Genomic DNA, 13,867 nt, shown 5'->3' with positions numbered 1-13,867 from the left:
AAGAAATTCTTAACAATTGCGCGTTACGCTTGGCAATACTACATACGAAGCTCGGCCATGTGTCGGGCTTCTTCTACTTTAGATACAGAGGCAGAATGCTGTAATGGATACCTGGGTACTAATCATATTGATGGGCGCCGTGTTTATGGCGGTCTTCTATCTTGGCCGCGGCCGGTCGCTTTCCGTGGCCAGCTCGGTAGGCGGTACCCGTTATTTGAATTCTCTGCCTTACTACTACGGGGTACTGGCCGCACTCTGGGCGGCGGTACCTGCAATCGTGCTACTGGCATTATGGGAAATGTTCGATACACGCGTGATCGAAGGTATCGTCTTAAGTGAATTGCCCGCGACTATAGACTTCAGCGATAACGCCAAGCGAGGGTTAATTCTTAATCAAATATATAATTTGGCCGCCGGGCAAAAGATTAGCAGCGAAATACCGGCTTATATGACGGTAGCTGTTGAGCGTATTCAAAGCCTTACTAATCTTAGCCGTTGGATTATTGCGTCCTTCACCTTGTCATTAATGGCGTTAACCGGTGGATATTGTTGGTGGAGAATTAACCCGCAATTGCGGGCTCGATCGAAAGTGGAAAAAATGTTTCGCATCGTGTTGTTGGGGTGTGCATCGCTCGCTATTCTAACGACGGTTGGCATTGTCATGTCGGTGCTTATCGAATCTCTTCGGTTTTTTCATGCGGTTCCCATTAGTGAATTTCTCTTCGGCTTAGAGTGGAGCCCGCAAACGGCTATCCGTAAAGATCAAGTAGCAGGTTCTAGTAGTTTCGGAGCGGTTCCACTATTTGCCGGTACCTTATTAATTGCCGGTATCGCTATGCTGCTCGCCGTACCGACCGGTTTAATGTCTGCTATCTATTTGTCGGAATATGCGCCGCGTAATGTACGCTCTATTGTTAAACCGTTGCTTGAAATTCTCGCGGGTATACCTACGGTCGTTTATGGATTCTTTGCCGCCATTACCGTTGCACCTTTTATTCGTGATGTGGCTCTTGCAATGGGGCTGGATAACTTTGTTACGGTTACGTCTGAGAGTGCTTTGGCTGCGGGCTTGGTGATGGGGGTAATGATTATTCCGTTTATATCCTCCCTGTCTGATGATGTGATTAACGCTGTACCACAATCCTTGCGTGACGGTGCATTTGGTTTGGGGGCTACCCGCTCAGAAGTTATTCGCCAAGTAGTCATTCCCGCAGCACTGCCCGGTATAGTCGGTGGCGTTCTACTTGCGGTGAGTCGTGCAATTGGCGAAACCATGATTGTTGTAATGGCCGCCGGTTTAGCGGCTAAATTAACCGCAAACCCTTTAGATTCAGTGACTACCGTTACTGTACAAATTGTCACTTTACTCGTTGGCGATCAAGAATTTGATAGCCCTAAAACGCTAGCCGCTTTTGCTTTAGGCCTTATGCTGTTTGTCGTGACGTTAATCTTAAATTACATTGCTCTATATGTGGTGAGAAAATACCGTGAACAATATGAATAGTTCAGAGAAGGTAAAAAAGTCTAAGCCGACGACTGCTGAGCTTGTCAATCGAAGCTTAAAAAAACGCTACGCAGCGGAAAAACGGTTTCGTTTATTTGGCATGATGTCGGTTGGCGTTGGCATACTGGCGTTAATCATATTATTTACCGATATTATTAGTAACGGTAGCGGCGCTTTTCGTCAAACCTACATTAAAATGGAGATTCATTTTGATGCTGAAACACTAGGCATTAGCGACGTCACCGAAGAACAGCTAGCGCTGGCAAACTTTACCGGCATTATTCGCCAATCGCTGTTAAAGCAATTTCCGGAGGTTAAAGCCCGAAAAGACAAACGTAAATTGTATGCGCTAACCAGTTACGGTGCTTCGTTTTATCTTCGAGATTTAGTGGCCGCCAACCCCCGTCTGTTAGGCGAAACACGCACGCTCGATATTCTAGCCGACGACGATGTCGACACCTATGTAAAAAGTCGAGATGAAGGTGAGCCATTTATTGGTCGTTTGAATAAAAAACAGTTGGAATGGATTGAAGCGTTTGTCGAATCTGATCAAATTGATATGCAGTTCAATACCCAATTTTTTACGTCGGGTGATTCTGCTGAGCCAGAACAAGCGGGAATATTGGGCGCGTTATTAGGAAGCCTGTTTACATTGTTAGTAACGGGTATGTTGTCGTTTCCTATTGGTGTTGCTGCGGCTATTTATTTGGAAGAGTACGCGAAGCGAAATCGTTTCACTGATTTTATTGAAGTGAACATTAACAACCTAGCGGCGGTACCGTCGGTTATTTTTGGCTTGTTAGGCTTGGCTATATTCCTTAATTTTTTCGGCATGCCGCGCTCAATTCCTCTGGTGGGAGGGTTAGTGCTAACGCTCATGACATTACCCACGGTTATTATTTCGAGCCGAGCAGCCATTAAAGCGGTGCCACCTTCTATTAGAGAGGCAGCATTGGGTATGGGGGCTTCCAAAATGCAAATGATTTTGCAGCACGTTATGCCGCTTGCGATGCCGGGTATGTTGACGGGTGCTATTATCGGTATGGCTCAGGCGCTCGGTGAAACCGCGCCATTATTAATGATTGGTATGGTTGCATTTATCGCCGATGTACCTGGCAGCATAGGCGACCCAGCGACCGTATTGCCCGTTCAAATTTTCTTATGGGCCGATAGCCCAGAGCGTGCATTTGTAGAGCGAACGTCTGCCGCCATCATGGTGCTATTAGCCTTCTTAATCACCATGAATACACTCGCTATATGGTTGCGAAAGCGCCTCGAGCGTCGCTGGTAAACGCGCTATTGATGGGATTGATTCTATGGACATTACCACCGAAAAACCTAACACTATGGCTAATGCGCAAGCAGCAAAACCCTTTGGTACAGCAAAGCAGCAAGAGACAAACACAATGAATGAGCAAACCGCAATTGCGGAAATGGTTGATGTGGCCGCGAAGTCGAAAACGGTGGGTATTCCATTAGTAGACAACCCAAAGTTCACCATGCGTGGCGTTGATGTTTTCTATGGGGAGAAGCAGGCTGTATTTGATGTAAATCTCGACATTGCAGAAAATGAAGTTATTGCCATGATTGGCCCTTCTGGCTGCGGTAAATCGACCTTTCTTCGTTGCCTGAACCGCATGAACGACACCATTGAAACGTGCCGGGTAGAGGGTGAATTGTCTTTGGACGGTATGAATATATACGATCCAAAACTGGATGTGGTGCCGTTGCGAGCGCGAGTGGGCATGGTGTTTCAAAAGCCCAATCCTTTTCCCAAATCGATTTATGAGAATGTGGCCTATGGGCCTAAAATTCATGGTTTGGTTCGGCGGCGTACCGAAATGGACGAAATTGTAGAAACCAGTTTGCGTCGAGCGAGCTTATGGGATGAAGTAAAAGATCGATTGCACCAGCCGGGTACTGGATTGTCGGGTGGTCAACAGCAACGTCTTTGTATTGCGCGTACCATAGCGATTAGCCCAGAGGTTATTTTAATGGATGAACCTTGTTCGGCATTGGACCCTATTGCTACCGCTAAAATTGAAGAGTTGATTGCGGAGTTGAGCCAAAACTTTACTATAGCCATTGTGACACATTCCATGCAGCAAGCTGCTCGTGTTTCACATCGAACGGCGTATTTCCATCTTGGAAAATTAATAGAAGTGAACGACACTAAAAAAGTGTTTACGACTCCGGATCACGCATTAACAGAAGCCTATATTACCGGCCGATTCGGCTAGTGGGACGAAACTATGGATACCATGAATCTCGACCAGCATATTTCTCGGCAGTTTAATGCTGATTTAGAGCAGTTGCGTACGGCTCTTCTGAAAATGGGTGGTTTAGTGGAAGGTCAATTGACCGACGCTGTACAAGCATTACAAGATGCTGATGCGGCGATTGCCGATAAAGTTCTACAAGCCGAAAAAGAAGTCAACCGACTAGAAGTTTCAATCGATGCAGAATGTACCGATTTACTGGCACGTCGCCAGCCTGCGGCTTCCGATTTACGCTTAGTCCTAATTGTTACCAAAGCCATTCGAGATTTAGAGCGGGTGGGCGACGAAGCCGTAAAAATTGCGCGTATGGCTCAAGAGCTTAGCGATACCGATTTCGTACCACAGGGCTTTATCGAAATTCGCCATTTGTCTACCAACGTACAAAAAATGTTAAATGCCGCTTTAGATGCGTTTGCGCATTTCGATGTACGCGCGGCTATTAAAGTAATGCGTGATGACGGCCACATAGACCGCGAATATAAATCGGCTATGCGTGAAATGGTTACCCAGATGATGGAAGACCCTCGGAGTATTTCGCGTGTATTGAATATTATGTGGGCACTGCGTTCGTTGGAGCGTATTGGTGATCACTCACGTAATATTGCCGAACACGTCATTTATTTGGTTCGCGGAACCGATGTGCGCCACGTGTCTTTTAAAGATATTGAAAAACAGCTAGGCGAATCGACCTAACCGGCTCCGGCGGCCGTATCGCGCAGCGCAACAAAGCCAAAGCTTGAATTAACGACGCTAAAAAGGTGTTTTAACACGCCAATATACCGTTGTTAAATCAGGCTTTTTTTTGCACGAAAATTGGCTTAAAGGGGTAAACTCCTTTTTCGATAATCACTAACACGCGCTGTGTTTCCCGTATATTGTCTTCCCATTGATGCAAATCTCACCAACTGACTGAAATTGATCTATATTTTCACAAAACAAAAGCACTACGTTTAGGCTGTACGGTAAAAAATACGTAATCTGGATTTGTTTGATATGGGCCATTGTGAAAAAGGGGATAGCGGTTAAAATTCGCGTCGCCTGTCACGTATTTGTCATATTATGGACATATAGTTGCAACAAATATTTAATCGTATTGAAATAATGGAGCCGCGCAGTAGTGATTTGGGTGTGGGCGGTCTATCGATCATTAATGGGGGAAAACCTATGAATAAGAAATTGTTAGCGGCAATAATGGCTGTAACTATGGCTACAACCGTGAACGCAGAGGTAGACGTATACGGTAAATTTAACCTATCACTTCAAAGTGCTGACAGAGCTGGTGCCTCGGTATTTGAAGTTAAAAACAATTCGTCTCGTATCGGTTTTAAAGGTTCTGAAGATGTTGAAGGTGGTTTAACGGCGGTCTATCAATACGAGCTGGGCATAGATCCCGATGACAAAGACACGTGGACGCAACGAAATGCATTTTTAGGTGTAAAAGGCGATTTTGGTTTTGTGCGAGCGGGCGTCTTTGATACAGCGTTTAAAACCTCGCAAGGCAAAGTTGATGTATTTGGTGATCTCGAAGGTGATATGGGAAGTGCCCTGACACCCAATGATAATCGTATGTCCAACTCGGTGGCATACACTACGCCATCAATGGGCGCTATGTCTGCATCGGTTCACTATATAGCGAGTGAAGAAGACGGTGAAGATTCTGGCGTATCGGCCTCTGCAACCTATAAAGCAGACGCCCTTTATGTCTCTGTCGGTTACGATAATGGCGTGGAAGAAACAGACTCTACCGGCTTACGGCTAACCGCAGTCTATAATTTTTCTAACCTCCAACTGGGTGGCTTGTATGAAACGTTCGAACCGGCTGAAGGTGACAGCGCGAATGCTGTATTGATTTCGGCCAAATATAAAATCGATGCAACTACGCTCAAGTTTCAATATGGCGAATCCGATATTAAAGAGATGGGAGCAACAACGCTTAGCGTCGGTGTTGACTACACCGTGAGTAAATCCCTTTCGCTCCTTAGCTATATTTCCCAAGAAGAATCTGATGAAGTCTTGGACGATACCTTCATCGGCGTGGGTGCTGTACTCAAGTTTTAAACGCATTAGTGCTGGGTAGGGGGGTAGAGCTTTACCCTACACGGTAAGCGATTTTTCTTTGAAATAGTGCGTGCACTATTAACCGCGGTTTACGCAAAAGGGCGCCCATAGAGGCGCCCTTTTGCGTGCTTATCGGCTTGAAAACAGCTGACATTTTGGCTGCTTACTGTGGGTTATGCGCTACACTCAAAAAGAGCGAGAACAGGTGTTTCTGCACGTATTGTCCTGTTTAACCCTCATTTTCGTCAGTGCTTCCTGAAATTTTGCCCCTACCGCGAGGACAAGAACCCCAATGAAATTACCTACACTATTGCTAACAGCTGCACTAATTACCGGGTGTGAAGGCGGAATGAGCAGTATGAGCAACCAAGAGCTAGCCGCGAAAAATGATGAATGTGTTACTCGAAGCCCTTCTTCGCCAGGCAAAGTAACAGCCTGCGAAAATATAAGAAAAGAATGCGAAAGCCGTCGAAAAGACGGCAACTTTGCGTGCTAATTAACAGCGATTACAACATTGCCGTTGCGTTAGCCTTCTACGTTTAAATCCAACAGTTTTTGTTTTGCCGCTCGCCCAATATCGCCAGTATCTTTAGCCGCCGCTTGGTAATACTCTATCGCCTGCTGGCGATTGCCTTGTTGCTGTTCTACTTCACCTAAATTGTAGAGTGCAATGCTTGTGGGCAGTAATTTTTGGCTTTTCAATAACGCTGCTTTCGCTTGACTATAATGTTTTAAGCTAGCCTCACTTAAGCCCAATCCAAGTTGACCCATAAAATAATCGGGGTTTAAGCGCGCAGCCTTATCGAAAGCATTGCGGGCACCTGCCACGTTATTTTGTGCCGTCAGTACCTTGCCTTTTGTGATGTAAAACAGAGCTTCGTTGGGTTGTTTTTTTAGCGCGCTATTGGTGAGCGACAACGCTTGATCGTATTGTTTTTCTGCGACGGCAGCGAGTGCTTTTTGGTGTGTGTCGTAAGCGGGTTGATCCTTTTTGAGTTGTGCAATGGCACGCTGAAAGGCCAACGCATTGCGCTTGCCGCTAGGAAGACTTGCCGCCTTTGCTCTATTTTTATTCACGCGCTCTTGCGAGGGAGGATGGCTGGCAAATAAATTGCTGAGCAAATCGCTTTGCCTTCCCGCTGAAAGCTCAACAAATTTTTGTTGTAACTCCACCGCCGCTTGAGGGTTATAGCCGGCTGCCACCATATAATTAATACCGTAATCGTCGGCTTGGAGTTCTTGGTTGCGGCCGTAGCGGGCCTGAAACATCTTACCGCCAACGGCAGCACCTAGGCCCAGTAGCGCGGCATTTTCTCCCTCCATCTGAGTGGCCGCAACCCCTGCAACCAAGATGCCTATGCCCACTATCTGCGCGGTACGCATTTGGCTTGCGGAATGTTCGGCTGCCGCATGCACGACTTCATGGCCCAGCACTGCTGCCAGCTGGGCTTCGTCTTCAAGCAATACGAGTAAACCACGATTAATGGCAATTTTGCCGCCAGGCAGGGCCCAAGCGTTGGGCTCATCGTTGTTGAGTACGACAAACTCAAAAGGGAGCTTTACAGGGCTTGGCGCGGCGACGGCCTTCCCTACTTCGCTGACATACACGTTGAGATCAGGGTCAATAACATAACGGCCACCTTGCTGTTGTTGTGAGGGACCGTATTGTGCGTTGCCGATCTTTACCTGTTCCGCAAAAGGCATTGTAAACTGACGTTGCCCCGTTACTTGGTTGACCGTACAGCCACTCAATACGGCCATAGTGCAGGCGATAAACAGGCTTAAGCGGGCTAACAAAGAGGCATGGCGTAATGGATGTAACATAAAAGCGTCCTTTTTTCCTTTTCGGGGCGAGTGGGCATTATAATAACGCCCCTTAAAAAATAACGCTTCTCCTATCACAGTGATTTTTCCATGAGTAATGACCTACCCGTTCAAGATATAGCTTTATTTGCTGGTGCGAAGCCAGATGGCAAACCCGTTATCGAAACCCTCGCGGCTATCGAAATTGAACCTAATCAGTTTCAGCTGGAAAAATCGCCAGCCTTTGTACGAGGTATTGCCCGTGGCGACGTTATCGCGGTTGAAAAAGAGAGAGGCACGCACACGCTCATCAAGCGCGCGGGCAACCTCTGTATCCGTGTGATCAGTAAAAATGATATTGCGTTAATCGCCGATCGCTTAATACCACCTTTCGAAAAACTGGGTGGTGTTACGGATTTTAGAAATGAGCGAATGGTTGTACTGAGCATACATGTCAGCTGCGGATTTCAGGCGATAGAGGCCTTGTTAGACCAATATGTCGGCGAAAAAAGCGAAAGCGGATGGATGTATGGCAACGTCTACCACGTCGAAAATGACGAGTTAGTACCACTCAATTGGTGGCAAGAACTCTTAAAACCAGAATAACAGCGGGGGCTGATGTAAGTTGTTTAGCCCTGCTTGTAAATTCCGTAAACAAGACGATCAGCCTGCTGTTTGTTGTGCAATCCTTCTTCTCACTAGAACTCAATCGTTATGCTAATTGTTATTTCACCTGCTAAAAACTTAGATTATGAAACGGCCTTACCTACACGTAAGCACACTAAAGCTGCGCTGTTGGATGACGCCAATGAACTGATGGTCGACCTCAAAAAACTGTCGCCTCAACATGTTTCTGAACTTATGCATATTAGCGACAAGCTCGGAGTACTTAATTACGATCGCTTTCAGCAGTGGAACCTCCCCTTCAAACCCAATAATGCCCGGCCTGCAGTACTTGCGTTTAAAGGGGATGTGTATGTAGGGCTCGATGCGTACGCGTTCTCTGATGATGACTTTGCGTTTGCCCAACAGCATTTACGCATTCTTTCGGGCTTATATGGGCTATTAAAACCCTTAGACCTTATGCAAGCGTATCGGTTAGAAATGGGTACCCGCTTTCCGACGGCTCGGGGCAAAGATTTGTATAGCTTTTGGGGCAATAAAATAACCGATGCCTTGAACAAACAATTGAAGCAGCTAGGCAGTGAAACGATAGTCAATCTAGCCTCTAACGAATACTTTAAATCGGTTAAAAAAGAGGCTTTAAACGCCGAAGTTATTACACCCGTTTTTAAAGATTGGAAAAACGGCCAGTACAAAATTATTAGCTTCTTTGCGAAAAAGGCGAGAGGCCGAATGAGCGCCTATATTATAAGCAATGGCATTACTGATCCTGAACGGTTAAAAGGCTTTGATTGGGATGGTTATCGCTTTAATAGCGCAATGTCTGATGGTAGTGAGTTAGTGTTTACTCGCAATATGGAGTAGGCCCAACGGGCCTATGGCCTGCTCCCCATCATTCATCTCGCCGACTGATCGACCGATTAGGGAGCATAATGGCACTTAAAGTTTTAGTCGTGGATGATGCGAGTTTTGTTCGTGACACCGTTAAGCGTACCTTGCGCCAGTTTTTGGCCAATATTGAAATACACGACGCGGTTGACGGGAGGCGAGCGGTGTCGGTGATGAAACTCAACAAGATTGACCTCGTACTCTCCGACTGGGAAATGCCCGAGATGTCAGGAGCAGAATTACTGCATTGGGTGAGAACAGAATCGAACACGCCTAAAGTGCCTTTTATTATGATCAGTAGTCGGGGTGACCGAGATCATATTGTTAAAGCTATTGAAACAGGCGTGAGCGACTACTTGAGCAAGCCGTTTACTGCAGACGAGTTGCGCCGAAAGGTGAATAAACAACTGCGCAAAATTGGCTATAAAGACAGCGCTCGTTCGGCGCAGCGAGACACGGGCTTTGGTTCCATTGATGTACTTACGGGCGGTAAGACAGAAGCACGGACGGTGGAAAAAGGGCGCGCGACACCACAGACAAAGCGAGAGGGTAAGCCCGCGAAAGCGGCTACCGAAGTGGCCGGTGGCCGGTTTGAAGGAAAGGCCCAGTTGCGCTTTCCCGCACTCACCTGTCAATGCGTCGTACGAGACCTTTCATTGCAAGCCCTACAAGGATTTATTGTTCGTCCTGAAACATTACCCACCGTATTCGATCAAGCTGTAGTCGATCTTGAAAGCAAAAGCGGCGAAGCATTGGCGCGCTTGAATGGCTATGTTCATAGTATTCAAGCGGTTGAAAACAACCCCAATACCAGCAAACTGAAAATAGTGATTCGCTTTGTTGATAATGATCCTGAGAAATTCGAAATTTTGTCAAAAGCCATTGCGTAGAAAGCGAAGCGCTATCGATGGGCAGCGTCTGAAGCAGAGGCTTGCGGGACTAGACGGTATTAACCATGGTTAATAAAAAGAAGAGATAGGCTTTAGGCCATGACAGTATTGAACAACACATTTATGCGGACGTTACTGGTGCTGATAATACTAGTAACGACGCTTGTGCTGGGAGCCTACAGTATTATAAGTCGCGAAATGATTAGACAAGAAACGGCTATCGAGCGTGATGTTGAATCGCGTGCACGTGCATTGCGAGAATATTTTGTATTAAGTAAACATCTACTGTTTAGTTTACGGAATACGATGGAATCTAATTTAGAGCTGGCGGAAGCGGGTTTATTACATTTCCCCGAAATTACGGAGCTGCGCGATATTCCATCTAAGGGAATTTATGGTCGCGATAATCGCTATTATGGAGAGCCTAAGTTAAGGCTTGTGGGCTCGCTTTCGGGTGCTGGTCGGTTAGAAGATACGGATATTCATCATTACGCGGAATTAAATGCCGCATTATCGTTAAATTCAATGTTGGAAAGCGTGATCGATGCACAGCCAGATTTAAAGTGGGCGTATTATACGTCGGCCAAAAAATTCTTTTTCCTAGCGCCATCTGTTGGGTTGGATCAATTTCATTTTGAGGAAAAACATTTGGCTAAAGCATTTTGGCAGCAGGCGATACCACACAATAACCCAACGCTAGAGTTAGTGGTTACAGATGTCTATGAAGATGCTGGCGGAAAAGGCATGATGATAAGCCTTTCTTTGCCCGTCATGCACGCACACACTTTTCGAGGCGTTGTATCGCTTGATATCGGCCTTGATAGTTTGGCAAAGGAAATAAGAGGATCGAACATTGCCGGTTATTCGGCGCTTATTGACGAAAAGCACCAGGTAATCTTGAAAGATGCACTCATGGAGTCGAGCGCAATCGAGCAGCGTCCCGGTAATTTAATGTATTTACAAATAATTATGGAGCAACAAGTCATGTTGTTGCATAAAGTACCTCAGAAAGTTCTATTAGAATTGTCGTTGCGAGCGTCCGCTGCACGCTTGGTGGTAATAGTCTTTGCTTTGGCACTTATTTATATGGTGTTTCATCAAAATCAGCTTATGCGTAAAATTGAGCGATTAGCAGACACTGATCCGCTGACAAAATTGATGAATCGACGTGCTATGACACGCATTGTGGATTCAATGATAACCTACAATAGTCGCTATCATCAGCATATGAGCTTTATGCTATTGGATATTGATCATTTTAAAAAAGTGAATGATGAATTTGGCCATGCCGTAGGCGATAAGGTATTAGTAGAAGTGTCCTCCATATTGACATTCAATGTTAGGGCGAGTGATCAAGTGAGCCGTCATGGAGGAGAAGAGTTTTTAATTGTATTACCTAATTCAGATATTAAGGAAAGTGAGCGATTAGCTGAACGGATTCGTATGGCAGTGTTAACTAATGTATTTTCATCAGACAAGTTAAAGTTGAGTATCAGCATTGGCTGCGCAGAACTTTTACAGGATGAAGAATACAGTGATGTACTGAATAGAGCCGATGAGGCGCTTTACCGCGCAAAAAATAACGGCCGTAACCAAACAATCATTGCCTGAACGGCATAACGACGAAGCTTTCCAATGACCAAGCCTTTTTCTCAAGCCAGTGAAAACAACAAAACCCCTATTGTAGAAGTACTAGAGCGCGTATTTGATATTTCGTCAAAAGTGCTCGAAATTGGTAGCGGCACTGGACAGCATGCCGTGCATTTTTCAACCCAATTAACGCATCTTGAATGGCAGCCAACAGATAGAGCAGAAAACCTACCCGGCATAGAAATGTGGTGTAGCGACGTGGAGCACAATCGATTAAACCCGCCGAAACCGTTTGATGTGCTAGACGATAATTGGCCGGTAGAGGGTGTTGATGCGGTTTTCAGCGCGAACACCGCGCATATAATGCCTTGGGATATTACCGTGCGAATGATAGAGCGAGTAGGCGAAAAACTGCCAACAGGGGGTGTATTTGCCTTGTATGGCCCGTTTAATTACGAGGGAAAGTTTACCAGCGAAAGTAATGCAAATTTTGATGCGTGGCTTAGGCAGCAGCACCCGGCGCAAGGTATTCGAGATTTTGAGAAAATGAATGCACTGGCCGAAAAGGTAGGCCTTTCTATTTTTGAAGACAATACTATGCCAGCCAATAATCGATTGTTGGTATGGGTAAAGCAGTCGGGCATTGCCGGTGCGGGAGAGTCGTAAGCGCCTTTACTAAACGGGTAAGTGTTATGGCGCTTACAGTGGCTGACGGAATATTCCCAGTGCCACCAAAATGTCATCAACCAGCGATGTCATTGCGTTGGTATACCCCTCATAATTTTATCTATTGCTCTCTTTCCTTTTGGTATGCTGTGGCCAGCGCTGATCAGGCTCGCGTTTAGTCTATTTGTTGTGGGCTGGATACTGCAGTTCGTAGGCCATGCTTTTGAACGCAAATGGCCGGAGTTTTTCCACGGTTGGCGCTTTCTCTTTGTGGGCCTACGGTGGTGGTTTACGAAAGTTCTAAAACATAATAATAGGAGGGCTTGATGATGCATTCAAAATTTTCTAGGCGGCACTTAATCCAAGTAGCAGGCGCTATTGCAGCGGCTTCGAGTGCTTATAGTAGCCGCGTATTTTCGTTGCCGGTAAAACGTAAAATTGGCGTAGCGCTCGTAGGGCTGGGTTATTACAGTCAAGACCTATTGGCTCCAGCATTGCAGTTAACTAAATATTGCGAACTAAAAGGTATTGTTACCGGTAGCCCGGAAAAAGTGCCGGTATGGCAAAAGCAATACGGTATCGCCGACCGAAATGTTTATTCTTATGAAAATATGCACGAAATTGCCGACAACCACGAAATTGATGTTATTTACATTGTGGTCCCTACCGCGTTACATATGAAATATTCTGTGATAGCGGCGAATGCGGGTAAGCACGTGTGGTGTGAAAAACCCATGGCTATGACCGCAAGTGAATGCGAGACTATTATTGCCGCGTGTACAAAGAATCAGGTGCAGCTAACCGTGGGATATCGTTTACACCACGAACCGAACACTCAAACCGTGATGGAATATGCGCGCACCAAACCCTTTGGGGCGATCGAATCCATCGTTGCGCAAGCGGGTTATGAGGGGGAAGCACCTGCGGCAGATCACTGGCGATTAAAACGTTCAATGGGTGGTGGAGCTCTCTATGATATGGGTGTGTACCCCATTAATGCCGCGCGTTATGCGCTAGGTGAAGACCCCATCGCCGTGAGCGCACGCTTATCTGTAGAGCGAAAAGAGATATTTAAAGAGGTGGACGAATCCGCAGAGCTTACATTGGAATTTCCGAGCGGCGCTATCGCAAAATGTGCCACCAGTGTCGGTAAAAATATGAATATCTTACGGGCAACGTGCGCCGAAGGTTGGTACGAGCTTTCACCTATGCAGTCGTATACAGGTGTAAAGGGAAAAACGAGTGACGGAACATTCCTAAATAAGACCGTAGTGAATCAGCAAGCAAAGCAAATGGATGACGATGCTATAGCCATTTTCCATAACTCGCGCGTATTGGCGCCAGGAGAAGAAGGATTGGCAGATATCCGCGTAGTGGAGGCGGCGTTAAAATCCCATGCCGCGGGTGGTGAGAGAGTCGAGTTGAAAAAGGGGTAACGCGCACCTATTGTCGGCGAAAAAAAATACTGTTTGAAATCACGTGCAGAGCTTGGTTCAATAACCGTAGGGTATTCGGCTACGCCGTAAAACGGAATAAACGCTAGCCGAATATATTCGCCGCGCATT

Annotated in this window: 14 protein-coding genes; 13 read left to right on the top strand and 1 reads right to left on the bottom strand. The window is 46.2% G+C overall.

The window, feature by feature from the left end:
* Positions 1-103 precede the first annotated feature (103 nt).
* From pstC to H5647_RS02840, 6 genes are all read left to right on the top strand, one after another.
* Positions 104-1,504: a phosphate ABC transporter permease subunit PstC gene (pstC, locus tag H5647_RS02865; protein WP_045856164.1), complete on the top strand. Its 1,401-nt coding sequence runs from the start codon at positions 104-106 to the stop codon at positions 1,502-1,504.
* Positions 1,497-2,795 (top strand): phosphate ABC transporter permease PstA, encoded by a 1,299-nt coding sequence (gene pstA, locus H5647_RS02860; RefSeq protein ID WP_045856162.1) that lies wholly within the window; start codon positions 1,497-1,499, stop codon positions 2,793-2,795. Before pstC ends, pstA begins: the two co-directional genes overlap by 8 nt.
* A 115-nt stretch (positions 2,796-2,910) precedes the next feature.
* On the top strand, positions 2,911-3,744 hold the full coding sequence (gene pstB, locus H5647_RS02855) for a phosphate ABC transporter ATP-binding protein PstB (RefSeq protein ID WP_045861010.1): 834 nt from the start codon (positions 2,911-2,913) through the stop codon (positions 3,742-3,744).
* Between the two features lie 12 nt (positions 3,745-3,756).
* Complete coding sequence (gene phoU, locus H5647_RS02850; RefSeq protein WP_045856160.1) at positions 3,757-4,476, top strand: phosphate signaling complex protein PhoU; 720 nt, start codon at positions 3,757-3,759, stop codon at positions 4,474-4,476.
* A gap of 378 nt (positions 4,477-4,854) precedes the next feature.
* Positions 4,855-5,841 (top strand): porin, encoded by a 987-nt coding sequence (locus H5647_RS02845; RefSeq protein ID WP_052691831.1) that lies wholly within the window; start codon positions 4,855-4,857, stop codon positions 5,839-5,841.
* 292 nt (positions 5,842-6,133) lie between these two features.
* Positions 6,134-6,337: a hypothetical protein gene (locus H5647_RS02840; RefSeq protein ID WP_045856158.1), complete on the top strand. Its 204-nt coding sequence runs from the start codon at positions 6,134-6,136 to the stop codon at positions 6,335-6,337.
* A gap of 29 nt (positions 6,338-6,366) precedes the next feature.
* Here the strand turns inward: H5647_RS02840 and H5647_RS02835 are convergent, their stop codons facing one another.
* Positions 6,367-7,665 (bottom strand): M48 family metalloprotease, encoded by a 1,299-nt coding sequence (locus tag H5647_RS02835; protein WP_045861008.1) that lies wholly within the window; start codon positions 7,663-7,665, stop codon positions 6,367-6,369.
* A gap of 90 nt (positions 7,666-7,755) precedes the next feature.
* On the opposite strand from H5647_RS02835, the gene H5647_RS02830 reads away from it, so the two are divergent.
* The 7 genes from H5647_RS02830 to H5647_RS02800 all read left to right on the top strand — a co-directional run bounded on the left by H5647_RS02830 (position 7,756) and on the right by H5647_RS02800 (position 13,738).
* Positions 7,756-8,250, top strand: a complete 495-nt coding sequence (locus H5647_RS02830; protein ID WP_045856156.1) for a DUF4265 domain-containing protein — start codon at positions 7,756-7,758, stop codon at positions 8,248-8,250.
* Between the two features lie 108 nt (positions 8,251-8,358).
* Positions 8,359-9,132, top strand: coding sequence for a peroxide stress protein YaaA (gene yaaA / locus H5647_RS02825; RefSeq protein WP_045856154.1), 774 nt, complete (start codon positions 8,359-8,361; stop codon positions 9,130-9,132).
* Between the two features lie 68 nt (positions 9,133-9,200).
* On the top strand, positions 9,201-10,046 hold the full coding sequence (locus H5647_RS02820; RefSeq protein WP_045856151.1) for a response regulator: 846 nt from the start codon (positions 9,201-9,203) through the stop codon (positions 10,044-10,046).
* 99 nt (positions 10,047-10,145) lie between these two features.
* On the top strand, positions 10,146-11,657 hold the full coding sequence (locus tag H5647_RS02815) for a sensor domain-containing diguanylate cyclase (protein ID WP_045856149.1): 1,512 nt from the start codon (positions 10,146-10,148) through the stop codon (positions 11,655-11,657).
* A gap of 24 nt (positions 11,658-11,681) precedes the next feature.
* Positions 11,682-12,302, top strand: coding sequence for a DUF938 domain-containing protein (locus H5647_RS02810; protein ID WP_045856148.1), 621 nt, complete (start codon positions 11,682-11,684; stop codon positions 12,300-12,302).
* 21 nt (positions 12,303-12,323) lie between these two features.
* Positions 12,324-12,629: an Mpo1-like protein gene (locus H5647_RS22395; RefSeq protein ID WP_045856145.1), complete on the top strand. Its 306-nt coding sequence runs from the start codon at positions 12,324-12,326 to the stop codon at positions 12,627-12,629.
* The gene (locus H5647_RS02800) at positions 12,629-13,738 is read left to right on the top strand and encodes a Gfo/Idh/MocA family protein (protein WP_236074748.1); all 1,110 of its coding nucleotides are present in this window, start codon (positions 12,629-12,631) and stop codon (positions 13,736-13,738) included. Before H5647_RS22395 ends, H5647_RS02800 begins: the two co-directional genes overlap by 1 nt.
* Positions 13,739-13,867: the final 129 nt, after the last annotated feature.

This window comes from Teredinibacter purpureus (genome assembly GCF_014217335.1).
GTDB lineage: Bacteria > Pseudomonadota > Gammaproteobacteria > Pseudomonadales > Cellvibrionaceae > Teredinibacter > Teredinibacter purpureus.
Note: the sequence above shows the minus strand (reverse complement) of the source record. Positions and strands in the feature narration are given on the sequence as shown.